This is a genomic window from Spirosoma sp. KNUC1025 (assembly GCF_045160025.1).
GTDB lineage: Bacteria > Bacteroidota > Bacteroidia > Cytophagales > Spirosomataceae > Spirosoma.
The window spans coordinates 5,295,377-5,319,602 of the sequence record NZ_CP087139.1 but is presented as its reverse complement, the minus strand read 5'-3'; the positions used below and the strand labels follow the sequence as shown (position 1 = coordinate 5,319,602).

Genomic DNA, 24,226 nt, shown 5'->3' with positions numbered 1-24,226 from the left:
CTTGATAACATAGCGGGATTTGTATTTTAATCAGGCCGGGTACTCATGCGGCAGTGGAATATTGACGCGCTCATTAACCGGAAGCCCCTGTTTGTTCATCTGCTCAATAAACGGGTCAGGGTCCAGTTCTTCACAGTTCCAGACGCCCGGTTTCATCCAGACGCCCGTAAGCATCAGCATGGCGCCGATCATGGCCGGAACGCCCGTCGTGTAACTAACGGCCTGCCCGCGCACTTCGCGGTACGTTTCGGCATGGTCGCAGTTGTTCCAGATGAAATACGTACGCTCTTCGCCGTCTTTCACTCCCTTAATCTGACAGCCAATACTGGTCTGGCCCGTATAATTTTCCCCCAGCGAATCGGGCGCGGGCAATACGGCTTTCAGAAATTCCAGCGGCACAATATCCATGCCCTGAAATTTGATGGGGTCGATACGGGTCATGCCCACATTCTGAAGCACTTCCAGGTGGGTTAGGTACGCCTGTCCGAAGGTCATCCAGAACCGGGCCCGCTTCAGTGTCGGAAAGTTTTTAACCAGCGATTCCAGCTCTTCATGATACAGCACATACGATTCGCGAGGACCAATGGCCGGGTACTCGATCGGTTTGTGAATGCTCATAGCCGGAATCTCCACCCATTCGCCATTTTCCCAATACCGGCCGGGCTGCGTAATTTCCCGAATGTTGATTTCAGGGTTAAAGTTGGTAGCAAAGGCTTTTCCGTGATTTCCCGCATTGCAGTCAACAATGTCGAGGTAATCCATGCGGTCGAAATAGTGTTTGTTGGCGTAGGCTGTAAATACCTGCGTAGCGCCCGGATCGAAGCCGCAACCCAGCAAAGCCATCAGCCCGGCCTGCTCGAAGCGTTCTTTATACGCCCACTGCCAGCTATACTCAAACTTGGCCACATCTTTCGGTTCGTAGTTGGCTGTATCCATGTAATGAACCCCCGCTTCCAGGCAGGCATCCATAATGGGCAGGTCTTGGTAGGGGAGCGCTACGTTGATAACCAGCACGGGCTTAAACGACTGGATCAGCGCCACCATGTCAGCGACTACGTCGGCATCGACCTGGGCTGTCTGAATGGTTACGCCATGCATTTCCTGAATCTCAGCGGCAATTCGGTCGCACTTCGCTTTCGTACGACTTGCCAGCATAATCGTCGTAAAGACATCGCTGTTCATCGCGCACTTGTGCGCTACAACACTACCGACACCACCAGCTCCTATAATGAGCACATTCGCCATCTATCTAAAATTAATCGTTGTGTAATTCTTTGTCGGCCGCAAAGATAAGGAAAGTCAGGAAGCAGACAGGTAAGTAAGCCACCAAGAGCGTGTTGGTTAGAATGAAAAAATTATTAATTAACTAAGATCATTTTTTAACAAATGGTTACTATATTTGTTAAGTAGAGAATGCTACTCCCTCATAATAAAGCCAGCTATGAAATTTATATCTTCTTCTGATTCCATTGACTCGTTTGAGTTCGCAATTTTAGGGTATGGCAAAACGACGACGACCTGGCGTGACCGGAATAAGTTGCAATGCAGGTTCTCGACAATGTGGCGGCAGAAGTCAGATACTCAGCTTGCTCCTCTACAAACCTGGGAGGTAAAGCGGTTGCTGAGCGGATTACGCTCACTCTGGACCAAGGCTGCCAATTATGTAACAGTAACTTTTTCTGAGCCCGGCCTTAGCGTCGAAGCAAAAGCCCTCCCGGACGATAAATATCGGTTGCAAATTCAGCTGGATCACAAACTAATACCGTCCTGGCATACGTATCCAGACTTTCCGATGGAGATGGATATTCTGTTGAACCGAAACCAACTTCAGGAGGCAATACAGGAGTTGTCGGGTCAGATTGACACCTACCCAGAACGGTAGATTTTACTGCTAAATAAAGTCAATAAGCCTTTCGGGCTGGCCATGTCGTATGTTCTTACACACGACATGGCCAGCCCGAAAGGCTTAATTATATACTAAAGTTGGGGCTGAGATTAAAAAAATAGTAGTCAAAAGTGTAACTAATGTAGTTGTATATAAGCATATATTACTAAACGGTGTAGGTGCATATTGGTACTCAGTAACTTAATGTGTTTAAGTAGTCGTTTTTTCGTTTTTTTGTATTTTTTATTCAAATTATTGTTTGACAACATCGGCTGTAATTACCATATTTGTATCTACACTAATCGGATAGGCGACTTGTATGGATAGCCTACCCGGAAAAAAAGTTACTGTATCCTCTTACACAAAAACACCAAACAGTATGAAAGTTGTTAAGCGTAGAAACCGCCAGATGACTATGGAACGCATTTTGCGGGCCATGGGCGATGTAATGGCTGAGCGTGGTACGGAGAAAGCAGGTATCAATGCCGTAGCTGAACGTGCCGGCGTAAACAAAGTACTAATTTATCGCTATTTCGGTGGTTGGAATGGACTGCTCGAAGCGTATGTACAACGCGGCTTCTTCCTGTCGATGTTCAACGAGAAGTTTCTGGATTCTGTACCCAATAATCTTCCCCCAGAGAACAGAAGCAAAGTTTGGTCGGAGTATACCATTCAGTTTATGCGGGAGTTCCGCACCCGGAAACCCTCACAGGAGTTGATTCGCTGGGAAATGACCCACGGTGAAACCGAACTCGCTCGTCGGCTGGCCGATTTCCGCGATCAGTCGTACAAAAGTCTGGTTGGCAAACTGGCTCCATATTCTGAATTCGACCCGATGGCGATTACCAGCCTGATGGTTGCAGCCGTTACCAATATTGTATTGACCAGCGCCCAGCGCGATCATATCGGCGATATCGACCTTCGCTCAGATGCCGGTTGGGAGCGGCTGGAAACGGCCATCCGCCGAATTTATTCCAGTCTGAACATTGCCCTCGAACGTGAGCAGTCAAAGAAGGTAGAAGCGGCATAAAAGCCGCTTGTCAGTTCATAAGTCGGTCAGCCAATCAGCCAGTCAATGAGATAAGTTTACGATGCGTAGCATCGGCTTGTTAACTGACCAGCTTATTGACTGACCGACGGCTTTATTGATTCATCAACTCCTCGATTTCGTCGGCGGCAAGCGGAATATTCGCCATCAGATCAATATTCCCCGATTCGGTAATCAGTACGTTGTTTTCAAGCCGAATCCCAAGTTTCTCTTCGCGGATATAAATGCCCGGCTCTACCGTAAACACCATACCGGGTTCCATTTTCCGGTATTTATTTCCCACATCGTGAACGTCGAGTCCTAGAAAGTGCGACGTACCGTGCATAAAATATTTCTTGTACAACGGCGTATCGGGGTCCTGTTTTTCAACAGCCGCTTTGTCGAGTAACCCTAGTCCAATCAGTTCCGACTCCATTACCTTGCCAACTTCACGATGGTAATCGTCCCAAAGATTACCAGGACGTAGCATCTGTTTAGCCTCGTTCATTACCCGCAACACAGCATCATACACAGCGCGCTGGCGTTCAGTAAATCGCCCATTGACAGGTACCGACCGGGTCATATCAGCATTGTAGTTAGCATACTCGGCGCCTATATCCAGCAGAATTACGTCGCCGTCCTGACATTGCTGGCTGTTTTCGATGTAGTGCAACACACAGGCATTGGCTCCCGATGCGATGATGGGCGTATAAGCCGCTCCGCGTGAACGGTTGCGGAGAAATTCGTGCATCATTTCCGCTTCGATCTCATATTCCCATACACCCGGCTTGATGAAACCCAACAGCCGGCGAAACATCTTGTCGGTGATGTCGATGGCGGTTTGAATAAGCGGAATTTCCAGCGGTTGCTTGATCGCCCGCAGGTAGTGCATCAGGGGAGCAAGCCGTTCCAGATGATGAAGTGGATACTTCTGACGGAATTCAGCAACGTAACGGGCGTCCTGCGTCTGGACTTCGATACCCGCCCGGGTATGCTCATTGGTATTCAGGTAAACGTACTCTGCCTCAAAAATCATCTGCACGAATACCTGCTCGAACTGATGCGTCCAGTAAATCTGCTTCTGCGGAATACCTGTTGTCTGCTCGGCTTCTGCTTTCGTCAGCTTGTGCCCTTCCCAGATTTCGATCAGTTCACTCGTTTCCCGCAGGAACAACAACTCGCGGAATTTAGGGTCGGGGTGTTCCGGAAACAAAACCAGGCGGGTTTCTTCCTGATCGACGCCGGTCAGGTAAAACAGGTCGCTGTTTTGTCGAAAACCCATCGTGCCATCGGCATTCGTGGGCATGATGTCGTTGGAGTTGACGACGACTAAGGACCTGGGTTTAAGCAGACTAGTGAGCCGCTGGCGGTTTTGGATGAAAAGCTGATTGTCGATTGGTAAATAACGCATACAACGGCTGTTGAGGCTATGTTTCTGATTAATTTTGCAAAGAAACTCAAAACCCGTAATAGTTTTTGCGGAATTCGAGTTTACCATTTTATCAAGTCTTTCGAGACTTTGGGTCCCTTGCCTAAACGAAACTATGATACGTCGACTGACCATTGCTCTTTGCCTGCTGGCTTTTTCTGTACAGGCCCAACCGAAGTATTGGGTTTTATTCCGCGATAAAGAGCAGGCATCAGCACCGGCCCTGTCGCCCAAAGCCCTTGGTCAGCGTCAACTCCAGAACCTGCCGCTGGACGAAACCGACCAGCCCGTTGCCACAGCATACGTAGCGCAGTTAAAACACAATGGTATTCAACCCGTCTGTCAGTCGCGCTGGCTAAATGCCGTATCTGCCCGGCTGACAGCGGAACAGCATGCCCAGCTTCGGGCTATGCCGTTTGTAAAAGATATTCAGGCCATCGACCCTGCCATCGTTATTACGTCACTAAACACCCCCGCCAAACCCGACTGGAGTAATCCCAAACTAGCGCCCGTGATGACGCAGATACAAGCGTTTGATTTTGCGCAGGCGGGGCTGACCGGACGCTTTGTAACAGTCGGCGTTATTGATGCCGGTTTTTTTGGCGCGGATTCGGCCAATGCCCTCAAACATGTCTTTGAACGGGATGGCGTCAAGCAGGTGCGGGATTACGTCAATGAGAAAAAGACGCACAACAACCTGTTTCGTACGCTCGAAACCATGTCGGATTTTCACGGTACGGAAGTGCTGGCGGCTATTGCCGGAAACGACCCGACCGAAAATATGCAGTTTGGTCTGGCCACCGACGCTACGTTCTACCTGGCCCGCACCGATCAGGGAAACCGCGAATACCGGGGCGAGGAGGATAACTGGGTAGCGGCCATGGAGTGGATGGATAGCCTTGGCGTCCGGCTGATCAATACGTCGCTGGGCTACGCAAAAGGGATGAGCAACCCCAAAGAGAATTACGAGCCAAGTCAGATGGACGGCCACACCAGTCTGATTAGCCGCGCTGCTCAGATTGCCGCCGACAAAAAAGGGATGCTCATCATCGTATCGGCGGGTAACGAGGGTGAGGATCGCTCATGGCGTATTATCAGTACACCAGCCGATGCACAGGGCGTACTGGCTATTGGCGCCACCAACGCCCGACTCTGGAATCGCATAGGCTACAGCAGCATTGGCCCTGAAAACCTGCCGTATCTCAAACCCAACGTATCGTGTTTCTCGCTCTATGGTACGTCGCTGTCGGCACCGGTTATTACGGGTTTTGCCGCCTGTTTGATGCAGGCCAATCCAAAACTGACGAACAAGCAGCTTATGGAAATCATTGAAAAATCGTCGCATCTGTATCCGTACGGGAATAACTACATCGGATATGGCGTGCCGCAGGCATCGCGGGCACTAGCGCTGCTCCGTAACCAGGAATTACCGACGACAGCCCGCTCTGTGAAAGCTACGGGTAAAACCTTCACCTTGCCCATAGACGGTAATGATCAGGTGATATCGGTTTTTCATAAAAAAGACGCAACCCACGTATTGCAGCAGGAAGCGGCTAAGGTTACGAATGGAAAGCTGACGCTACGTCGGTCGGGCGATGAGAAACAAACCACCATCGATTTGAAGAAAGAAGTGATTGAAGTGGTTTGGGAATAAGTAGCTAGTATGAAGAAAAATTAATTCCCGTTTCAGATGGACCTTAACCAGCTGAGCGAGCTTTGCTTCCGTAATAAACAACAAATGACTATGGAAACCAAAACTCGATTCATGGCTATAGCCATGCTGGCTGCAAGCGTCGCGACGCATCAGATACAGGCTCAGAATCCAACCAATTCGGCTCAGCCTGGAGCACCAACCGTTTTGAACGCGCTCAACGGGCCGGACGTACCCCCGCCGGGCGGACGCCCTGGAAAACCCGGCTCTCCACGTCCGGACGGAGAACAGGGACCCGGACGAAGGGAGCCACGGGGACTCACATCACTGGTAACGATTTCGGGAACAGTCGGGCAGTGGCTAGGTAATGACGATGCGATCCTTGATGGGTTTACACTCAATGGCAGCTCAGGAACACCCACTACGGTAAAGTTTCCCCCCACCTTGGCCAGCAAATCCAGAAAGCGATCAAGTCGGGCAGTAGTGTAAGCGTTACAGGGTATTCGGACGTAACGCCACAGGGCGAAACCCATTTCCGGCTGAACAGCCTGACTGCTGGCAAAACCACCGTTCTTGATGCGCCCCCGACGCCCAGAAGCACAGCTCCGGAAGTGCCGACGCTTTCAACCGTGACCGGCAAGATAGTAGACTACCGATTTAATCGGGATGGACGTATCAATGGCTTCGTACTGGATAATAAGACGATGGTGAATATGCCTCCCCATGTTGCGTATCAACTGACCGATCTGGCTAAGAAAGGAAGTGTGATTACCGTACAGGGTTATCCCAAAGACCTTGCCGATGGACAGGTGCAACTGGAAAAAATAAACATCCTTCGGGCATCGGTGTTGACAATCAACGGCCAGCAGTACTTGGTGCGGTAATCAATGAGTGAAAGAGCGAAAGAGTGAATGAGTGGTCTGGGATATAGAAAAAATGTACGCTGGCTTTCGGTCATTCACTCTTTCGCTCTTTCACTCTTTAAGCTATGAAGATCCTGGTTATTGAAGACGAGCGAAAGCTGGCCCGATTTATCAAACAGGGCCTGGAGCAGCACGGGCACGTAGCGGACCTGACGCACTCCGGTTCTGAAGGGCTCGATTACGTAGCAGGGGGCTTGTACGACCTTGTCCTGCTCGACCTGATGTTACCCGGCCAAACCGGTTTTGACGTGTTGCAGAACTTGCGGGCTTTTGGACTGAACGTCCCCGTTGTGATCATATCGGCGCTGAGCGACCCTGAAAAAGTGGTGCAGGGGCTTGACCTGGGCGCTGTCGACTACTTACGAAAACCATTCGATTTCAATGAGTTACTGGCTCGTATACGGGTATTGCAGCGACGAGCCACGTTGAGCGATGATGTCGTGCTACGTGTAGCTGACCTGGAAATGCGGCTCGTTTCACACACAGTTTTAAAGAATAACAGAACCGTTGAATTGACGAATCGGGAGTTTGCTCTGCTGGAGCTGTTCATGCGCCGGGCGGGGCAATTGGTAACGAAAAACGAAATCGCGGAAAAAGTATGGGCGGCTGATTACGATATGGGTAGCAACGTAATCGAAGTGCATATCTATCAGCTGCGTAAAAAACTGGATGCGGTTGGAATACCCGGTTTAGTAGAAACAATTATCGGCCGGGGCTATCGGCTTAAAGTAGGATGAGCCTGCGGAGTCGGATTGTACTGGCCGTTACGACGGTGTTCGCCAGCATCAGCCTGCTGGCGGGCTGGCTCATGCTTTCGGGCGCGGAATCCAGCCTGCAAACGGCATTTGATCGAACACTGCATACCCGCGCGGAGTGGCTGTTATCGCTCATCAGTGTTGACCCGGTTATTCTGCCATTGCCGACCGATACCGAACGGATGCAGGTGATGTATCATAGTTATGGTCAGGCTCGGGAATTGTTTCGCAGTCCGGGTTTTCCTGATTCGGTAGATACAGGCTCGGGAAAGCCCAGCCGTTGGTTGTCGCATCGTTCGGCAACCGTACAGACAAGCAGCGATCAGTTATCCAGTGGACACGTAACGCTGACCCTATCGGTGTCCGACGCCAGTTTGCAGCAGGACATCGAAAAGCTAAGGTGGGTTGCTGGCCTGGGCTGGTTGCTAAGCTTGTTGCTGGCGTTTGGGGCCGGATATGTGGTGGCGGGCTGGCTGCTGAAACCAATCCAGGCGATAATAAGTCAGGCCAACACCATCAGCGATACGTCGATGAGTGATCCGATTCCGTTGCCTGCCAGCCGGGATGAGCTGTATCAACTAACCGATACATTAAATAAAATGCTGGGCCGGATTCGGGAAAATGCGGAGTTGCAGCGTCATTTCTTTGGAGCGGCTGCCCATGAACTACGAACCCCACTGGCCGTTATGAAAACGGGGCTGGAGGTGACACTGGGCGATGGGAAGTTGACGGCACCAACGACAACGTTCCTGACTGAACAACTGGACGAAGTAAACCGGTTGACGCGCCTGCTGGATGAATTTCTGACCCTGAGCCGACCCGACGAAGGAGTAAGGCTGGTGAAGACAATACCAACCGACATTCCGCTGCTGATACACAAGTGTTTAGGTTCATTAGCGGCTATTGCTGCTGATTATGAAGTGCATACACAGACAGAGCTAACTACAGAGAATAGCAGCGTACTGTTCATCGATGCCGGAAAGCTGGAACACATTCTGCTCAATCTGCTCGAAAATGCCATTAAATACGCCGTTTCGGGGAGCAACGTAGTGATTGAGTATCATCAGAAAGAAACCTGTACGATCTGGATTCAGAACAAGACACTTCGCGAAAGTGGCCCAACCCTGGATTTGATCCAGCCGTACTTTCGGGCCGACCCGTTTCGGGAAGGGTATGGACTGGGCCTCTGGATCAGCCATCGCCTGGCAACCCTGATCGGTGGTACGTTGCGCCTGCAATGGACGAATTTTACGTTTACCAGTATCTTAACATTACCCATCTCATTATCTGTCAAATCTTAATAAACAACCGAATGAAAGGACTCTATTGCGTACTCCTGCTGACGCTGTCGAACATTTTTATGACGCTGGCCTGGTATGGTCATCTCCAGATAAAACAGTATCCTATGCTGGCCAAACTGTCGCTGTTTGGCATCATCATGCTTAGCTGGGGCCTGGCTTTTTTTGAATACATTTTTCAGGTACCCGCCAACCGGATCGGCTCCGACGAAACGGGCGGGCCTTTCTCTCTATTCCAGCTCAAAACCATTCAGGAAGCTGTTTCCCTTACAGTTTTTACGCTCATTACGGTGTTTGTGTTCAAAACCGATAAACTGGGCTGGAATCACATTGTCGGCTTTTTCTTTATTGTGATTGCCGTGTTTTTCATCTTCAAAAAATGGTAGCCGAATCCAGGGGTACACGTCAGCCATCCCGTCAAAGTCTGCGGGCGCTGGATTGGGCCAATTTTTCCTGGCCGATGTACGCGATGGGCTTGGTCCGTATCTGGCCATTTACCTGCTTACCTCCCTGCACTGGGATGCGCAGAATATTGGACTGGCCATGTCAGTGATGGGTATTGCAACGGTAGTGGCCCAAACACCAGCGGGTGCCCTGGTGGACCGGACCCGTAAAAAGCGGCTTCTGTCTATTGTGGCGTCCATGCTGATTGCTACGGCAGCGCTGTTGACCATTCTGGCCCCAACCTATGGTACCGTAATCGGTGGGCAGGTGATGATGGGTGTCGCTGCGGCCTGGTTTACACCGGCGGTTGCGGCTATTACGCTCGGGCTGGTTGGGCATAAGGCGCTTGACAGCCGCATTGGACGTAACGAAACCTTCAACCACGCCGGAAATGTATTTGCGGCTTTACTGGCCGGGCTGATCGGTTACTACGTTAGCAACAAAGGCATTTTCATTCTCCTGGCGGTTATGTCGCTGGTCAGTAGCGTAACCATCTGGCAGATTCGCGAAGAAGACATTGATCATGAACGGGCCAAAGGCGATGGCGAGCAATCTGAAGAAAATAAGTCAAATGAGCATTCAAAAGGCTGGAAAGCGGTTTTTGGGAATCGTTCAATCCTATTTTTTGCGCTAGCCTGTGTGTTGTTTCATTTTGCCAATGCTGCTATGCTTCCCCTTTTGGGCCAGCGCCTGGCCGAAGGCGGAAAAGCCGGGATATCGTCCGCGTATATGTCGGCCTGTATTATCGTGGCGCAAGTGGTGATGGTGCCAGTCAGCGCGCTGGTCGGGCGACTGGCCCCCACAGGCCGCAAACGTCTTTTATTGATTGGTTTTGCGGTACTGCCCATACGTGGCATTTTGTATACGCTCACGAATGATCCGACTCTGCTCGTTGCCATTCAGGTTCTGGACGGTATCGGGGCAGGAGCTTTCGGCGTATTGTCGATACTGATTGTATCCGATTTAACAAAGGGCAGTGGTTTGTTCAACACCACGCAGGGGGCTATTGCTACGGCTACCGGCCTGGGTGCTTCGTTGAGTAATGCGTTTGCCGGAGGTATCGTGCAGCGATCGGGCTACAATGCCGCGTTTCTGGTATTGGCCGGAATTGCAGTTGGCGCATTAGCCGTTCTGGGGTTTCTCGTTCCCGAAACGAAAGTAGATACGTAGTGTTGGTTATAAATAATCGTCTTTGCTGAGGTAGTTTTTAACGTAATCCTCAATGCCCTCTTCAAGCGAACAGAACGGCCGGTCGTAGCCAATCGAGCGAAGTTTGGCCATGTTGGCCTGGGTGAAGTACTGGTACTTGTCGCGGATATCGGCGGGAGTATCGATAAAGTCGATCTGGGGTTCGAGACCGAGGGCGTAGAATGTGTTTTTGGCCAGATCGAGAAAGGTGCGGGCCTTGCCACTGCCGAGGTTATAAATGCCCGAATTACGCCGGTGGTGCATCAGAAACGAACAGACATCGATTACGTCTTTTACGTACACAAAGTCACGCATTTGTTCACCGTCGGCAAAGTCGGGGTTGTGCGACCGGAACAGTTTCATTTGACCCGATTGCCTGATCTGGTTGAAAGCGTGGAAAATGACGGATGCCATGCGGCCTTTGTGGAATTCGTTGGGCCCGTATACATTGAAAAACTTCAGCCCCGCCCAGAAGAACGGTTTGCGCTCCTGTTCCAGCGCCCAGATATCGAACTCGTTTTTCGATTCACCGTAGGGATTCAGGGGTTTTAGCTGCGGGATGAGCGATTCATTGTCATCGTATCCCAGTTCGCCCAGGCCATAGGTAGCGGCCGACGAAGCATACACGAGTGGAATCTGGTAATCAATACATCGGTTCCAGATCTGCTTGGAATATTCGACGTTCAGGTGTTCAAAAATCTGCCGGTCGAATTCGGTAGTATCGGTGCGGGCGCCAATGTGAAAAATGAATTCCACTTCCTGATAATTCTGGTCGAGCCAGTCGAAAAAGGCTTCCCGATCTACCCGTTCCTGAATCCGCTTTCCGGCCAGATTAGCTTCTTTTTCAGGATAAGAAAAGTCATCAACGGCAATGATGAAATTGAAATTTTCCTGATTCAGCTTGCTGATCAAGCAACTTCCGATAAAACCAGCGGCTCCCGTAACTATGATCATAAAGTGGTAATTGTAAAGGTCTACGAAGCGATAATTCGGTTAGTATCAGTGTTAATGAAATGAAATTGGCTGTAAAGATACGGTATTTATACTGGACAATAGAATAGCGTTTTTGAGGATTAAATAGGACATTTCTAATTTCAGCCGTTATAGGTGTCATACAAACACTTATCTGTTTATGGCTTCCGTTTTCAGAAGGTTTGAACAGTTTGTACCTTTGCCGGATAGTTCACAAATCGGCGTTTCTGGCAACCGCCCCATCTAAACCAGAAAAATGGTATATATCAATCGAATCGAGCACTTTAATGCCGCTCACCGGCTCTACAATCCGGCATGGACTGAAGAGCGAAATCAGGCGGTTTTTGGCCCCTGCGCCAATGCCAACTGGCATGGGCATAACTTTGAATTAATCGTAACGGTCAAAGGGGAGCCCGATCCTGATACGGGGTTTGTCATTGATCTGAAAGTGCTGGGCGACATCATCCGGCGGGAAGTGATCGATAAAGTCGATCACAAAAACCTGAACCTGGATGTCGATTTCATGCAGGGAAAAATGGCGAGCTGCGAAATCTTTATCAAAGAAATCTGGAAGATTCTCGAACGCGCCCTTTCCCCCGTCACCGAAGCGCACCTGCATCAACTCCGGCTGTACGAAACCCCGAAAAACTTTGTCGATTATTTTGGCGAATAGGTATTGGTTAACTGGTCATTTCGCTTCGCTGTCATTGGTCATTGGCTGTCAGTGCTAATGACCAATGACTACTGTCCAATCACTACTGACCAATGCCCAACAACCAATGACGTATTACTTGATTGCCGGTGAACGCTCCGGCGACCTCCACGGCGCTAACCTGATTCGGGCCATTCGACAGTACGATGATGAGGCCAGTTGCCGGGCCTATGGAGGAGAGCAGATGGAAGCGGCTGGCGCGACGATTGTTCGCCATTATCGCGATATGGCGTTCATGGGTTTCTGGGAAGTTGCGAAAAATCTGGGCACCATCCGACGGATCATGCGCGAATGTCAGGCCGATCTGCTGGCGCATCGCCCCGACGTACTGATTCTGATCGATTACGCCGGTTTCAATCTGCGGATGGCGCGTTTTGCCAAAAAGCACGGCATCCCGGTGTTTTATTACATATCGCCAAAGGTGTGGGCCTGGAACCAGCGCCGGGCGTTGACCATCAAAGCCAACGTCGACCGACTGTTCACCATCCTGCCGTTCGAGACGGAGTTTTTTGCCAAATACGGGTACAAAGTGGATTACGTGGGTAACCCACTGCTCGACGCACTGGCTGATTTTCGGCCTGACCCAACCTTTCGGGCAAAGCTGGGGATTGGCGAGAAGCCCGTGATTGCGCTGCTGCCCGGCAGCCGCCGACAGGAGATTACGTCCATTCTGCCAACCATGCTGGCGGCTACCCGTCAGTTTCCGGATTATCAGTTTGTGATAGGCACCGTAAGCAACCTGCCCGATACGTTGTATGATACGTTCCTGGCCGACTACCCGAACGTGGTGCGGGTCAGTAATGCCGCCTACGATGTACTGCACATTGCCACAGCCGCCCTCGTTACGTCGGGTACGGCTACGCTCGAAACGGCGCTGCTGAACGTACCGCAGATCGTTTGCTACAAAACCACAGGGGTAACGTATGCCATCGCCAGCCGACTCATTGCGGTACCGTTTATCTCGCTGGTCAACCTGATTGCCGACCGGGAGGTGGTGAAAGAACTGATTCAAAACGACCTTACTCCCGAGAAGGTGGCTGACGAACTCCGAACCATTTTACCGGGCGGCCCCCAGCGCGACCGCCTGTTTGCCGATTATGCCGACGTGCAGAAAAAAATGGGCGAACCCGGTGCTTCAGCCCGTGCCGGACAGCGAATGGTTGAGGAACTGCGAAAGTTGAAAGGCTAGCGCTGCCGATTTCGTTGTAAACTGTCCAGCAGGTACTCCAGCCCATTGAGCCGGATTTCATACATCGTTTGCAGCAACATGCCCAGCTTACCGGCCGGAAAGCCTTTCTGCGCAAACCACTCCAGGTACGTAACGGGCAACGCCCTGATCAACTGTCCTTTGTACTTGCCAAAAGGCATCGGGTAGGTGAGCAGTTCTTTCAATAATTCAGGATTTCCCTGTGGTATTTCCTCAGCCATTTGTTGGTTTTTTAGTTTATAAAATGTGACAGGCTACCCTACGGCCGATTCGAGCAGGCGAATGGTGCCGGTGGTAGCGTCAATTTCGGTGTCTATGCCGAGTGGAACCGAAAATTTATCCCGAATGTGCCCAATCATGGCTCCCGAAAAAGCAGGTTTGTCGAGCGGAACGATGTGTTCGTTCAGTACGTCGTCGAGGGTGAGAGAGCCGTAACTGTTTTCACCGGGTCCGCAGTCAGTACACTTGCCAAAAACGAAGCCCGCTACCTGATTCAGAATTCCCGCCAGTTTGAGGTGCGTCAGCATCCGGTCGATGCGGTAAATATCTTCGTGGGTATCCTCCAGAAACAGAATTGTGTTGCGCCAGTCGGGCAGATAGGGCGACCCGATCATATGGCTCAGTACCGTAAGGTTGCCGCCTACCAGTCGGCCACGGGCCAGGCCGGGGCGGATGGTGTTGATGCGGTCCTGCGTTTGGGTGAGGTTATCGCCTTTTTCCGTCGGGTTGCGCATGGTGAGGGCTTCACCGTCCATGAGCAGTCGTTTGAACCAATCGACTGTAAAGCCATTGAACGTAGCCGATCCGACCGGGCCATGTACCGTAACCAGTCCGGTTTTGGCGTAGATACCCAGTAGCAGTGCCGTTACGTCACTATACCCGATCAATAATTTGGGGTTACGCTCAATCCGGTCGTAATCCAGCAGCGGCAACAGCCGGGCGCAGCCCCAGCCGCCATGAATCGCCATGATGGCCTTTACGCTGCGATCATCGAAGAACGTATGCAGATCAGAAACCCGGTCGGCATCGCGCCCGGCCAGATACCCGTAGCGGTCGTAAATATGCGGTCCCAGTTTTGTCTGAAATCCCAGGGCCAGCAGCGACTCCTGCGCAATTTTCACCGTTTCCTGGCTATAAGCCGGAGCGGCCGGGCAAAACAGACCAACCGTATCACCCGTTTGCAGGCGCGGAGGTTTGATGACAGAAGGCGGGGTTGGTGGGGTTTGACCGGTGGTCAGCGAAACGAATGGAGCCAGGCTGGCGCTGTGCAGAAATGAACGGCGTGAAAACATGGGAACACGTAAGGGTCAACGGTGCAGAAAGATAACCTAAAACCGTGTAGTGATCAAGCCGCGTAATCAGGTTCAACTCCGTGCGATTCTGACCATACCATTTGCCAATCAGTAGCTTTGCCTTGCACCAAACTTTTTTCATGGTGAAATAACCCTTACTTTCGATTCACCGAACAGGTAATGTATTACGAACAACCCAACCAACACATGTATGATCACTAGACTACGTTTTCGATTCGCCTTTGCCGCACTGGCAATGCTGATGGCTATCGCATCGGTGCAGGCCGCTAAGCCTTTGACGACGATTGCTCAGCTCACCGCCGACTGGCAGCGGGCCAAAGAGTTTACCAAGGAATACCTGGATACCATGCCTGAAGATGGGATGGGCTTTAAGCCGACTCCCGAAATTCGCAGTTTTGCCGAACAGATGCTTCATCTGACTGCGGCTAACTACAACTTCGGTGCGCTGGCCAGTGGCAAGACCAACCCGTTTCAGGGGAAAAAGCTGGAAGAAATGAGCGAACTGAAAACGAAAGCCGCTCTGACTAAAGCCGTTATGGACAGCTATGATTTTGTGATCGACGGCATCAAAGGAATGACCGATGCGCAACTGGCCGAAACCGTGAAAATGGGCCAGCGCGAAATGACCAAAGAACTGGTGCTGGCGAAGGCGTTTGAACACCAGACGCACCACCGCGGACAGGCAACCATCTATATCCGGGCCAAAGGTATCAAGCCCCCGAATGAAAAGTTGTTCTAGGCACAAAAAAGGCTCGCTACTGGCGGGCCTTTTTTGGTTGAGCCAACTGTTGGTCCCGTACCAAAACATCCGGTAACGAATGCGGTTTATTCGAGAACGATCATTCACTCATTACTCTGCATGAAGCCGGTGGACACCAGCCGTTTTTGCGTAGAGCACTATTCACTCATCATGTTTCGTGTACTGTTTGGCCTGACAATGGTTCTGTTGCTGGCGCAATGCCAGAAAAAAAGCCCCCAGGCACCCAAAGCGGAAGGTTTTGATCCGCCCATCCCGCCGATGCTCTCGTATGTAGGGGGCACAATTGTATTCGATCTGAAGGAAATCGAGAAAAAAATTAACGAAGAGCTTGACCCGGTTCTGATCGGAAAGCAGACCGAGAAAGGAAAAACCGAAGGAATTATTTCGTTTCGGGTAAAGCGACTGGGCTCGGTGAAAGTCCAATACGTCGATCACCAGATCAAACTTTCGGCTCCGCTGCAAATGTGGCTGACCAAACCCTTCAGCAAAGACACCACAGCTCCCAAAAAGCCGTTTTGCTCGCTCCATGTCGATTTCAAAAGTCCCCTCAGTGTAACATCCGACTGGCGACTGGCCAGCCGCACTACGTTTGCGGATTATCAGTGGCTCATTAAGCCCGAACTCCGGCTGTTAGGCAAGAACATTTCACTAACCAAACTGGCGCAGAATATTCTGGAGAAACATAAGTCGGACATTGAGAAGGCCATCGATACAGCCGTATATACGAACCTGCGACTCGATAAAATGGTCGAACCGACCTGGCAGGATATGCAGAAACCGTTGCTGATCAACAAAGAATACGGCCTCTGGCTGCTACCTAAACCCATTAGTGTAGCCGCCGGTCCGGTCAGTGGCAATGCGCGTCAGCTCGTCACCCATGTGCGAATCGCCTTTGAAACGATAACGGAGTTGAAACCACACACACCTGTGCATTCGATGACGCAGCTGCCTCGCCTGCAGAAACGGGATACTGTATCGCAGCTGTCAGATCTGCATCTGATGAGTTTTATTCCGTATGCTGATATCAATCGGATGATTGCATTAACGATTGGGAAGCAGCCCAAAAAATGGCTTTGGGAGCCATCACCCTAAAAAGTGCATCGGTTTATGGAGCACAGCACGCCATCATCGTTAAAGCTGATGTAAGTGGCTTAATCGATGGCCCCGTTTACCTGCGCGGACGACCAGCCTTCGATACGTTGACCAATACGCTGAGCATCAAAAACCTGGACTTCGATACGGCTAACGGGGGCCTGCTCTCGAAAAGCACCGGAGCCGTGTGGCATGATGGTCTGCGCAAGCTCTTGGAAAGTATGCTGACAATTCGGCTCGGCGACGATATTGCGAAGCTGCCTCAGGCTATTCAAAAGGCTTATGAAGAAGGAGGGCCGGGTGAAAAAACGGACCTCGGTATCAAGGTATTTCGGTTTTTGCCGCAGAAAATCGCCATCCGTCCCGACGGAATTCAGGCGTTGATAAAGGTAGAATCGATTGTGGGAGTAAAAGTGAAACAGTTATAGCGGTTCGTTCAGAAATGATTTATCTGGTTGGGTTTCTTGTGGTGGTGATAGGCTGGTTTATCTGGCAAAGTCGGCAACAGAAAAAGGAGGAAGCGGTGCCGCTTCCCGATACGTACCCGGCCTTATTGCAGGAAAACGTAGCGTATTACCGGGAGCTGAACGGCGAGAAAAAGAAGGCCTTTGAAGACCGGGTACGTCATTTTCTGAATCACATCCGTATTGAAGGCGTGGGCACTACTGTCGATGATCTGGACAAAGTGCTGGTGGCAAGCAGTGCGATTATTCCCATTTTTGGGTTCGACGACTGGTATTACCCACTCACAAACGTACTGCTCTACGAAGATCGGTTTAATGCCGATTACCAGACTACCGGCGATGACCGGAACATTTTGGGCATGGTCGGTGAGGGAGGGGCGTTGCAAAGCACGATGGTGCTATCCAAACCGGCGCTGCACGATGGGTTTGCCAACGAAACCAGCAAAGGCAATACGGGTATTCACGAGTTTATTCATCTGCTCGATAAAGTCGACGGCGCTACGGATGGCCTGCCGGAATATTTGCTGGAAAAAGACCACATCAAACCCTGGCTGCAATTAATTCACAAGAGTATCCGCGACATAAAAACAAACCATTCGGACATCAACCCCTACGGCATCACCAACGAAGCGGAGTTTTTTGCTGTAGTATCGGAATACTTCTTCAAACGCCCTGATCTGCTACACGAAAAACATCCGGAACTCTTCGCCCGGCTGGAGGAAATATTTCGTCAGAACCCACTAGAAAATAGCCATTAGTCATATCGCTGCGCTGTCATTTGCTTCGCGTCATTGGTCATTCGTTGAGATAGCCAATCCCAGATGACCAATGACAGCGCAGCGATATGACTAATGACTTTTCCAATTGTTATTCGACTCGTCGGCGTCCATAAAAATACCGCCTTCAAGCGCAACCGACAGGACTTTCTTTTTAACGGGTAGTTTCAGAACCGCCTGTTTTTGATTGGTTTGCCAGACGGATGGAGTCTGGTGAAACGTTTCTTTCGTGCCATCGACAAACGTAACAACCACATCGACCGGGGCAACGTAGCCGCCAATGTTCTGAAGCGTAACGACACACTGAGTAGCCGACGAGCTGACACTTTGTATAGCCAGATCGATGTAATTATTGCTGAAAAACCAGTTGTTCCAGAACCAGTTCAGGTTTTTTCCGGATGCGCTGTTGAAACTGAAAAACATATCCCAGGGTGTCGGATGTTTTCCGTGCCACCGATCCATAAATTCGTGCAGGCTCTTTTTGAAAACGGCATCACCCAACAACTCTTTGAGGGCCAGATAGCCCAGAGCTGCTTTCCCGTATTCGTTGTTTCCCAGCGCAGCCCCGCTCAGTATGTTGGCCGGAATGATGATTGGCAGATCCTGCTCGGCGGAAGGGTCTTTAATCCAGTTGGTTACCCGAAACTGCTGAAACAAACGTACGGCCGTTTCTTTGCCCAGATCGGCCTGTCCAATCAGGTGTTCAAGAGCGGTAGCCCAGCCTTCATCCATAAAACCGTAGCGTGTTTCGTTGATGCCCATGTAGAACGGAAACCAGGTGTGCGCAATCTCGTGCTCGGCCACGAAGCGGGAGAAATTCAGATCGGGGGTGGTGCCATCATTCACCATCATCGGGTATTCCATATCGGCAAACCCCTGCACAATGGTTGTTTTTGGGTAAGGATACGCAACGCCCGGCCAGTTATTCGAAAACCAGTCGAGCGAGTGCCGCCCAAAGTTGACCATCTGGTGAAAATCGGCGGCATTGTCTTTGAAAGCCGCCTGAACGCTCGACCGTCGGCCGGTTTTTTTATCGACGACCACGCTGGATGCGTCCCATACGTACTGATCGCTGATGCACAGAGCGACATCAGGAACGTTATCGGCCTTCCAGCGCCAGCTGTTGCTGGCCTGTTGTATCGTTACGTTCCGGGCGGCTATATCCTGACTTGTTGCTACGTGAATGACCGAATCTGTTTGCATGGATTCGGCTAAACGTTTGGCATACGTAGGTTGCAGTATCTCATTGGTATTCAGCAGATTGCCTGTCGACCAGACAACAAAATTGGCCGGAACTTTCACGTTCAGCGTGTAGTCGTTAAAGTCACTGTAAAATTCCTGCGCTTCTGTAAACGGCATTTGATCCCAGCCGTAGTAATCGTCACGAACCGCCACGCGCGGGTAGAAATAAGCCAGAAAGAACGTAGTGGAATCGAGCTTTCCCTCCCGGCCGCTTTCTACCGAAACGTCGAAGTGCCAGTCGAAGGCAAGTTTGACGGAATCGTGCGGCATGAGGGCTTTATTCAGCGGCATCCGGTGTACCGTAGCATTCATAGCAGGCCATAGGCGAGCCACGTTGTTTTCGGTATATCGGTCGATGTGCATACCCGATGTGAGGTAGTCGGGGGAGGCCGGGTATTGGCGGGCCGCACCGGGCTGGTGGCTATTCAGGAATAATTTAAAGACCAGAAAGCGCAACGTATCGGGACTATTGTTGATGTACGTAATTTCCTCCGTGCCTTGAATGGTGCGGTTAGGTGGCGTAGCGGTCAGGTTGATGGTGTATCGTGCCGTATTCTGCCAATAGTTTTTTCCGGGTTTTCCGTCCAGGGAGCGTGTGCCTTTCTGATACGCCTGTTTGACATTGCGCGGCATGTATAAATCCTGCGCGGAGACCGAAAGGAGCGTCGAGATGCTAAGTAAGCCAAGGGTAAGCAGGCTTTTGGGGAAGTGGTTTAACACGTGTAGGTATCGTTTTTTTGAATCCGTGCCCTAAGTTAGCCGATTCGGAAAATAGGCAATTCAGAAATAGTATGATCGGTTATACCGTAGTGGGCGGCATCAGGCGCAGCTCAAAAATGCATTGCATTTAGCGGCACAGTTATCTGATTTTGTGTACCTTCTCCCTGTTCAGAACCAACCGTCCAGCTGCCACCCAAAGCCGCAACCCGTGCCGTTACGTTCTGTAGCCCCTGCCCATTTTTCCGTTGCCCATTCAATCCAACACCATTATCGCCGATAATAAGACCAAGCTTACCTGGCGATTGATTCATTATCAGATAAGCTTCCGTTGCATTGGCATGTTTGAGTGTATTATTCAGCAATTCCAGACAGATACTGTACAGTTCAAACTCCGTTTGCATGGAAAGTCGCTGAAAGGGCTGGGCGATGGATAACTGGAATTGGACGGGGGTGTTTCTGTTCAGCTTGTCGATCAGCATTGTAAGGGCAAAAGCCAGCCCCTTCTGCGCTAGTTCATCGGGCAGCAGGTTGTGCGACAGCAGCCGTACGTCGTTATACGCCTGATTCAGTTGCTGGCTCAGCGTAGCGTAAACACTTTGCTCGGGCTGTGTGAGTTTGGTTGTATCAATTGCTTCCAGACTCCATCGCAAGGACGATAGTGTACTGCCCAGATTATCGTGCAGATCGGCCGCCACACGCTTGCGTTCGAGTGTCTGTCCCTGAAGGAGCGCCCGGGAGATGTGTTCATTCTGTGTCTGGAGCGTATCGATGAGTTGCTGCTGGACTTTCTGCTCCTGTTGGTGCGAGAGTTGGTAATCGTCGGCAAGGGCAAGGGTAAAGAATACGATTTCACTTAAACTGCCGATTGGAACGCTATACGTAGTCAGGTAATTGATGGGTACCAACCCGTTGTGCCACAGAGCCAGGACGATCATACCGGCCAGAAATGAGACCGTTGCCAGCAAATAATAGCGTGCTGGCCTGAAACCATTTACCAAACTCACCACACAGGCCACCAGGGCAAGGCAAAGGCACAGTAAGCCAAGGCTCACTACGTATTGCGTGGCGTTGATACCCACCTGCCCGGTTAAAACGCCAATTGTCAGGAGGATCATCACTAGGGCGGCTCCCTGGAATATCGGCGCCAGCCAGGACGAATGCTGCTTAAGTTTCAGGCCATTGCTGTAAAAGAGGAGTATACACGTAGAGCAGAGGGCCGACGAGAGCGTTATACCGTTTTTGTTTAGCCACTCATTCTCGGGCCAGAAATAGATTTCGCCCGGTAATCCGTTCCCATTTTGCAAAAGAACAAACTCAAAACTAAGCAGATAAATTGCGTAATAGATAAAGTTACGCTCATTGGTAAAGCCAAAGAAAATGAGCTGGAGGATCACGGCAAAGATCAACATGCCATTGTATAACGCCAGAAGATAGGCACTCCATTGAGCAAACTGGTTGTATTGTAATATCTCGCTGACTACCGGAATGAATGACTTGGAATTATTGCCTGATAACCGCAAAAGCACTGTGTAGGTCCGGCCAGGTAGCAGATTGAGCCGAAAAGCTCCCTCCTGATAGGGCATATCCCATAGCGCCATAGGTGTACCGTCACCAGTATTACGTTCTACTACAGAGCCGGTTGTTTCGTCGGTAAGAAATAGCGTTAGCCGATTCGCAAAGAAATAAGGAAGATGCAGAACCCACATCCGTGGCTTTACGCTGCTGTCGCTTGTTCGCAGCCGGAACCGCAGCCAATAATCGGAGGCTGAAAAACCTAACTGCGTGCTTCGTCCGGCTGTGCTGCGAAAGGCAAGCGGTGCTGGCAAAGCCTGTGTTTCCTGAAATGTTAACCGACGCGTTGAATCTTCGAGCAACTCTGCATATTCCCACACCTGAATGGACGTATCGACGTTAGGTAAAACTACTGCGGGTAGCTTTGCCACAGCCTGACCCGATACAAAGAGAGAACACGCTATAAATAAGCAGTTTATAGAGTTCATTGGCGCAGGTAGATCGTGGGGAAATATACGCAATTAGAATTGAAATTAAATTCAGATTAATTTCAATTCGCTCTAGTTGCCAGCAGCGGGCTTATCCGTAGCGCATAGAAGCGGTTTTACGTACCGTATTGACAATAATCAGAACAGTTTTTCGAAAAAAATCATGGAAAACCATGAGGGTAAATCCCTGAAAACCATGATGAATAAACTTCACTAATCAGAGCAACTTTGCTTCGTACCGTTTTGACACACGATGCCATGACGTTGACGAATCGCGAAACCGAAGTGCTCTGGTTGATTGCCGCTGAATTGACTACGGGTCAAATCGCCAGCCGATTAGGCATAAGCATACCGACTGTAGAAACGCATCGACGGCATCTGTTACGTAAAGCGGGTGTCCGATCGGTCGTTGGCCTGGTAAAAGAGGCCATTCGGCAGGGCTTGATTCACTGAGTAACGTTCAAAGCTTACCGGTAAGTAAGCTGCTATCCATATCACCTATAACCAATCCAGATGAAAACACAATCCTTTACCTTTCTTCTGCTATTTGTCAGCGTAGTAGCCGCTGCTCAAACCAAACTGGCCGATGAATTTCCGGCGATGGTAAAAGCCCGTAATGCCGATGCCCTGGGGTACCTCCGGGCGCACACTACCCCCGATATGGTCTTCGTAGCCGGGCACGATGGGTCAGTGCATAACAAAGAGTGGCTAATGAACTTGCTGACGGGGCAGAAAAGCCATACGGTCGACATCTCGGATCTTAAGATTCAGCAAGTGAATGATTTGGCGGTAGCAACGGGCATCAGTGCGCTGACGGCTGTTTCGAAAGAAGGGAAAACCGGCTACTATAAAGATGCCTTTACCTATACCCTTCGCTGGATCGACGGGCAATGGATGCTTACCAACATTCATCACACCAAAATCGACTATAAATAATGGCTACCTGTTCAGGAGGCAGAACAGAATGGCATAAACCTCTAACCAATACACTCTTATGGAAACCCTGACCATCCCCTCGACCGCCAGTTTGGATGAACTGTTTACCCGGCAACAACGGAAAGCCCGTCAGCTCAAAAAATCCACAGTCGCCGAACGTATCGATCGACTAAAGAAACTTAAAAATACGTTGCTCGATCATTCGGAAGCCATTCTTGGAGCACTATACGCTGATTTCAAAAAGCCGGTAGCTGAAGCTGAACTGGAAATCAGTCCTATTATAGGCGAGATCGACTTCGCCGTTGCCAATTTAGAGCAATGGATGCCGTCGCAGGTAGTGCCCACTCCTGAGGCAATGGGCGGTAGCGCAGTCACCTCAAAAATTGTTCTTGAGCCAAAAGGTGTTTGCCTGCTCATCACGCCCTGGAATTATCCGGTATTGCTGACATTCCGACCGTTGGTGTCCTGCATAGCCGCTGGCAACACGGCCATCATTAAACCTTCGGAGCTTACCCCTCACTCGGCAACGATCATCCGGCAAGTAGTAGAGGCTGCTTTCGACGAAGGCGAAGTGGCGGTTATAGAAGGTGGCAGTGAGGTTGCCAGTGAATTGCTCAAACTGCCCTTCCACCATATTTTCTACACGGGTGGCTCGCGGGTTGGTAAAATCGTGATGAAAGCGGCTGCTAATTACCTAGCCTCCGTTACGCTGGAATTGGGGGTAAATCGCCCGCTATCCTTGATGATTCCGCTGACCTGGCCGATGCTGCCGGGAAAATAGCCTGGGGTAAATATTTCAACTGTGGACAAACCTGCATCGCCCCCGATTACGTACTGGTCTCCGAAGCGCGTAGGGATGAGTTTTTAGCCACCATGAAAGCTACCATCGAAGCCATGTACGGAACCGATGGCCCCGGTCTGGATAGCCCTGCTTATGCACGTATGGTTAATAGCGCACACTATCGTCGGGTCAAAAACCTGCTTGAGGATACGGTTGAAAAAGGTGCTAACGTAGTAACGGGTGGGAAAACAGATGACAGCGACAATTACATCGCGCCGACGCTCCTGGCCGACGTAACGACCGATCATGCAGTGATGAAGGAAGAAATTTTTGGGCCAGTGTTGCCAGTACTAACCTACCAGAATCTTGATGAGGCCATTGAGTTTGTGAACTCGGGTGAACGCCCACTGGCCTTGTATGTATTCGGAAAAGACCAGGTTGCTGTCGATCAGGTTATTGGTAGCACTACGGCTGGAGGTAGTGTAGTTAATCACGTTGTTATGCACTATTTCTCGCCGTTTCTACCGTTCGGTGGCGTAGGTAACAGCGGTACTGGTCGGGGAAATGGATATCATGGTTTCCTGGATTTCTCAAATCAGCGTCCGGTTTTGCAGTTATGAACCTAGGCATTTTTTCTCTGCTCAATCCTCA

At 50.6% G+C, this 24,226-nt stretch carries 24 protein-coding genes and 1 pseudogene; 18 read left to right on the top strand and 7 right to left on the bottom strand.

The features are described from left to right. Positions 1–30: 30 nt before the first annotated feature. Positions 31–1,245, bottom strand: a complete 1,215-nt coding sequence (locus LN737_RS23285; RefSeq protein WP_405512428.1) for a saccharopine dehydrogenase family protein — start codon at positions 1,243–1,245, stop codon at positions 31–33. Positions 1,246–1,441: 196 nt separating this feature from the next. On the opposite strand from LN737_RS23285, the gene LN737_RS23280 reads away from it, so the two are divergent. Next, positions 1,442–1,882: a hypothetical protein gene (locus tag LN737_RS23280; protein ID WP_405512426.1), complete on the top strand. Its 441-nt coding sequence runs from the start codon at positions 1,442–1,444 to the stop codon at positions 1,880–1,882. A 382-nt stretch (positions 1,883–2,264) separates the two neighbouring features. Continuing rightward, positions 2,265–2,915: a TetR/AcrR family transcriptional regulator gene (locus LN737_RS23275; RefSeq protein ID WP_405512424.1), complete on the top strand. Its 651-nt coding sequence runs from the start codon at positions 2,265–2,267 to the stop codon at positions 2,913–2,915. A 112-nt stretch (positions 2,916–3,027) separates the two neighbouring features. Here LN737_RS23275 and LN737_RS23270 read toward each other — a convergent pair whose 3' ends face one another. Then, a complete protein-coding gene (locus LN737_RS23270; RefSeq protein ID WP_405512422.1) occupies positions 3,028–4,323 on the bottom strand; it encodes an aminopeptidase P family protein in 1,296 nt (431 codons plus the stop codon). A 133-nt stretch (positions 4,324–4,456) separates the two neighbouring features. Between LN737_RS23270 and LN737_RS23265 the strand changes: the two genes are divergently transcribed. The 7 genes from LN737_RS23265 (at position 4,457) to LN737_RS23235 (ending at position 10,582) form a co-directional block, all read left to right on the top strand. After that, positions 4,457–5,995, top strand: coding sequence for a S8 family serine peptidase (locus LN737_RS23265; protein WP_405512420.1), 1,539 nt, complete (start codon positions 4,457–4,459; stop codon positions 5,993–5,995). A gap of 90 nt (positions 5,996–6,085) precedes the next feature. Further along, on the top strand, positions 6,086–6,481 hold the full coding sequence (locus tag LN737_RS23260) for a hypothetical protein (RefSeq protein WP_405512418.1): 396 nt from the start codon (positions 6,086–6,088) through the stop codon (positions 6,479–6,481). Between the two features lie 140 nt (positions 6,482–6,621). Beyond that, positions 6,622–6,876 (top strand): hypothetical protein, encoded by a 255-nt coding sequence (locus LN737_RS23255; RefSeq protein ID WP_405512416.1) that lies wholly within the window; start codon positions 6,622–6,624, stop codon positions 6,874–6,876. Between the two features lie 104 nt (positions 6,877–6,980). Continuing rightward, positions 6,981–7,652: a response regulator transcription factor gene (locus LN737_RS23250; protein WP_405512414.1), complete on the top strand. Its 672-nt coding sequence runs from the start codon at positions 6,981–6,983 to the stop codon at positions 7,650–7,652. Then, on the top strand, positions 7,649–8,971 hold the full coding sequence (locus LN737_RS23245) for a HAMP domain-containing sensor histidine kinase (RefSeq protein ID WP_405512412.1): 1,323 nt from the start codon (positions 7,649–7,651) through the stop codon (positions 8,969–8,971). Before LN737_RS23250 ends, LN737_RS23245 begins: the two co-directional genes overlap by 4 nt. Before the next feature lie 11 nt (positions 8,972–8,982). Next, complete coding sequence (locus LN737_RS23240) at positions 8,983–9,354, top strand: DMT family protein (RefSeq protein WP_405512410.1); 372 nt, start codon at positions 8,983–8,985, stop codon at positions 9,352–9,354. 52 nt (positions 9,355–9,406) lie between these two features. Next, the gene (locus LN737_RS23235) at positions 9,407–10,582 is read left to right on the top strand and encodes an MFS transporter (RefSeq protein WP_405512408.1); all 1,176 of its coding nucleotides are present in this window, start codon (positions 9,407–9,409) and stop codon (positions 10,580–10,582) included. 6 nt (positions 10,583–10,588) lie between these two features. Here LN737_RS23235 and rfaD read toward each other — a convergent pair whose 3' ends face one another. After that, positions 10,589–11,554: an ADP-glyceromanno-heptose 6-epimerase gene (gene rfaD, locus LN737_RS23230; RefSeq protein ID WP_405512406.1), complete on the bottom strand. Its 966-nt coding sequence runs from the start codon at positions 11,552–11,554 to the stop codon at positions 10,589–10,591. Between the two features lie 274 nt (positions 11,555–11,828). Between rfaD and LN737_RS23225 the strand changes: the two genes are divergently transcribed. Both LN737_RS23225 and lpxB read left to right on the top strand, forming a co-directional pair. Continuing rightward, positions 11,829–12,245 (top strand): 6-carboxytetrahydropterin synthase, encoded by a 417-nt coding sequence (locus tag LN737_RS23225; RefSeq protein WP_405512404.1) that lies wholly within the window; start codon positions 11,829–11,831, stop codon positions 12,243–12,245. Between the two features lie 106 nt (positions 12,246–12,351). Beyond that, positions 12,352–13,473, top strand: a complete 1,122-nt coding sequence (gene lpxB, locus LN737_RS23220; protein WP_405512402.1) for a lipid-A-disaccharide synthase — start codon at positions 12,352–12,354, stop codon at positions 13,471–13,473. Here the strand turns inward: lpxB and LN737_RS23215 are convergent. Continuing rightward, positions 13,470–13,712 carry a DUF3820 family protein gene (locus LN737_RS23215; protein ID WP_405512400.1) on the bottom strand — a complete coding sequence of 81 codons (243 nt, stop codon included), beginning with the start codon at positions 13,710–13,712 and terminating at the stop codon, positions 13,470–13,472. The genes lpxB and LN737_RS23215 overlap by 4 nt on opposite strands. 33 nt (positions 13,713–13,745) lie before the next feature. Continuing rightward, a complete protein-coding gene (locus tag LN737_RS23210) occupies positions 13,746–14,783 on the bottom strand; it encodes an LD-carboxypeptidase (RefSeq protein ID WP_405512398.1) in 1,038 nt (345 codons plus the stop codon). Positions 14,784–14,994: 211 nt separating this feature from the next. Here LN737_RS23210 and LN737_RS23205 point away from each other — a divergent pair, with 211 nt between their 5' ends. From LN737_RS23205 to LN737_RS23190, 4 genes are all read left to right on the top strand, one after another. Beyond that, the gene (locus LN737_RS23205) at positions 14,995–15,543 is read left to right on the top strand and encodes a DinB family protein (protein ID WP_405512396.1); all 549 of its coding nucleotides are present in this window, start codon (positions 14,995–14,997) and stop codon (positions 15,541–15,543) included. 120 nt (positions 15,544–15,663) lie between these two features. Then, entirely contained in the window at positions 15,664–16,656 is a 993-nt protein-coding gene (locus LN737_RS23200; RefSeq protein ID WP_405512394.1) for a DUF4403 family protein, read from the top strand. Then, positions 16,632–17,084, top strand: a complete 453-nt coding sequence (locus tag LN737_RS23195) for a DUF4403 family protein (protein ID WP_405512392.1) — start codon at positions 16,632–16,634, stop codon at positions 17,082–17,084. Before LN737_RS23200 ends, LN737_RS23195 begins: the two co-directional genes overlap by 25 nt. A gap of 14 nt (positions 17,085–17,098) precedes the next feature. Further along, the gene (locus LN737_RS23190) at positions 17,099–17,878 is read left to right on the top strand and encodes a zinc-dependent peptidase (protein ID WP_405512390.1); all 780 of its coding nucleotides are present in this window, start codon (positions 17,099–17,101) and stop codon (positions 17,876–17,878) included. Between the two features lie 90 nt (positions 17,879–17,968). Here LN737_RS23190 and LN737_RS23185 read toward each other — a convergent pair whose 3' ends face one another. Together LN737_RS23185 and LN737_RS23180 are read right to left on the bottom strand one after the other, a co-directional pair. After that, the gene (locus LN737_RS23185; RefSeq protein ID WP_405512388.1) at positions 17,969–19,858 is read right to left on the bottom strand and encodes a M1 family metallopeptidase; all 1,890 of its coding nucleotides are present in this window, start codon (positions 19,856–19,858) and stop codon (positions 17,969–17,971) included. Positions 19,859–19,968: 110 nt separating this feature from the next. Continuing rightward, positions 19,969–21,801 (bottom strand): 7TM diverse intracellular signaling domain-containing protein, encoded by a 1,833-nt coding sequence (locus LN737_RS23180; protein ID WP_405512386.1) that lies wholly within the window; start codon positions 21,799–21,801, stop codon positions 19,969–19,971. A gap of 285 nt (positions 21,802–22,086) precedes the next feature. On the opposite strand from LN737_RS23180, the gene LN737_RS23175 reads away from it, so the two are divergent. The 3 genes and pseudogenes from LN737_RS23175 (at position 22,087) to LN737_RS23165 (ending at position 24,195) form a co-directional block, all read left to right on the top strand. Next, the gene (locus tag LN737_RS23175; protein WP_405512384.1) at positions 22,087–22,311 is read left to right on the top strand and encodes a response regulator transcription factor; all 225 of its coding nucleotides are present in this window, start codon (positions 22,087–22,089) and stop codon (positions 22,309–22,311) included. Between the two features lie 60 nt (positions 22,312–22,371). Beyond that, positions 22,372–22,794: a nuclear transport factor 2 family protein gene (locus tag LN737_RS23170; RefSeq protein ID WP_405512382.1), complete on the top strand. Its 423-nt coding sequence runs from the start codon at positions 22,372–22,374 to the stop codon at positions 22,792–22,794. A gap of 58 nt (positions 22,795–22,852) precedes the next feature. Continuing rightward, a pseudogene (locus tag LN737_RS23165) lies at positions 22,853–24,195 on the top strand (aldehyde dehydrogenase family protein). The last annotated feature ends 31 nt before the right edge of the window (positions 24,196–24,226 follow it).

Coding starts and splice junctions, on each gene's coding strand:
- LN737_RS23285 (WP_405512428.1), bottom strand. CDS start 1,245: ATGGCGAATGTGCTCATTATAGGAGCTGGTGGTGTCGGTAGTGTTGTA.
- LN737_RS23280 (WP_405512426.1), top strand. CDS start 1,442: ATGAAATTTATATCTTCTTCTGATTCCATTGACTCGTTTGAGTTCGCA.
- LN737_RS23275 (WP_405512424.1), top strand. CDS start 2,265: ATGAAAGTTGTTAAGCGTAGAAACCGCCAGATGACTATGGAACGCATT.
- LN737_RS23270 (WP_405512422.1), bottom strand. CDS start 4,323: ATGCGTTATTTACCAATCGACAATCAGCTTTTCATCCAAAACCGCCAG.
- LN737_RS23265 (WP_405512420.1), top strand. CDS start 4,457: ATGATACGTCGACTGACCATTGCTCTTTGCCTGCTGGCTTTTTCTGTA.
- LN737_RS23260 (WP_405512418.1), top strand. CDS start 6,086: ATGGAAACCAAAACTCGATTCATGGCTATAGCCATGCTGGCTGCAAGC.
- LN737_RS23250 (WP_405512414.1), top strand. CDS start 6,981: ATGAAGATCCTGGTTATTGAAGACGAGCGAAAGCTGGCCCGATTTATC.
- LN737_RS23245 (WP_405512412.1), top strand. CDS start 7,649: ATGAGCCTGCGGAGTCGGATTGTACTGGCCGTTACGACGGTGTTCGCC.
- LN737_RS23240 (WP_405512410.1), top strand. CDS start 8,983: ATGAAAGGACTCTATTGCGTACTCCTGCTGACGCTGTCGAACATTTTT.
- rfaD (WP_405512406.1), bottom strand. CDS start 11,554: ATGATCATAGTTACGGGAGCCGCTGGTTTTATCGGAAGTTGCTTGATC.
- LN737_RS23225 (WP_405512404.1), top strand. CDS start 11,829: ATGGTATATATCAATCGAATCGAGCACTTTAATGCCGCTCACCGGCTC.
- lpxB (WP_405512402.1), top strand. CDS start 12,352: ATGACGTATTACTTGATTGCCGGTGAACGCTCCGGCGACCTCCACGGC.
- LN737_RS23215 (WP_405512400.1), bottom strand. CDS start 13,712: ATGGCTGAGGAAATACCACAGGGAAATCCTGAATTATTGAAAGAACTG.
- LN737_RS23210 (WP_405512398.1), bottom strand. CDS start 14,783: ATGTTTTCACGCCGTTCATTTCTGCACAGCGCCAGCCTGGCTCCATTC.
- LN737_RS23205 (WP_405512396.1), top strand. CDS start 14,995: ATGATCACTAGACTACGTTTTCGATTCGCCTTTGCCGCACTGGCAATG.
- LN737_RS23200 (WP_405512394.1), top strand. CDS start 15,664: ATGAAGCCGGTGGACACCAGCCGTTTTTGCGTAGAGCACTATTCACTC.
- LN737_RS23195 (WP_405512392.1), top strand. CDS start 16,632: ATGGCTTTGGGAGCCATCACCCTAAAAAGTGCATCGGTTTATGGAGCA.
- LN737_RS23190 (WP_405512390.1), top strand. CDS start 17,099: ATGATTTATCTGGTTGGGTTTCTTGTGGTGGTGATAGGCTGGTTTATC.
- LN737_RS23170 (WP_405512382.1), top strand. CDS start 22,372: ATGAAAACACAATCCTTTACCTTTCTTCTGCTATTTGTCAGCGTAGTA.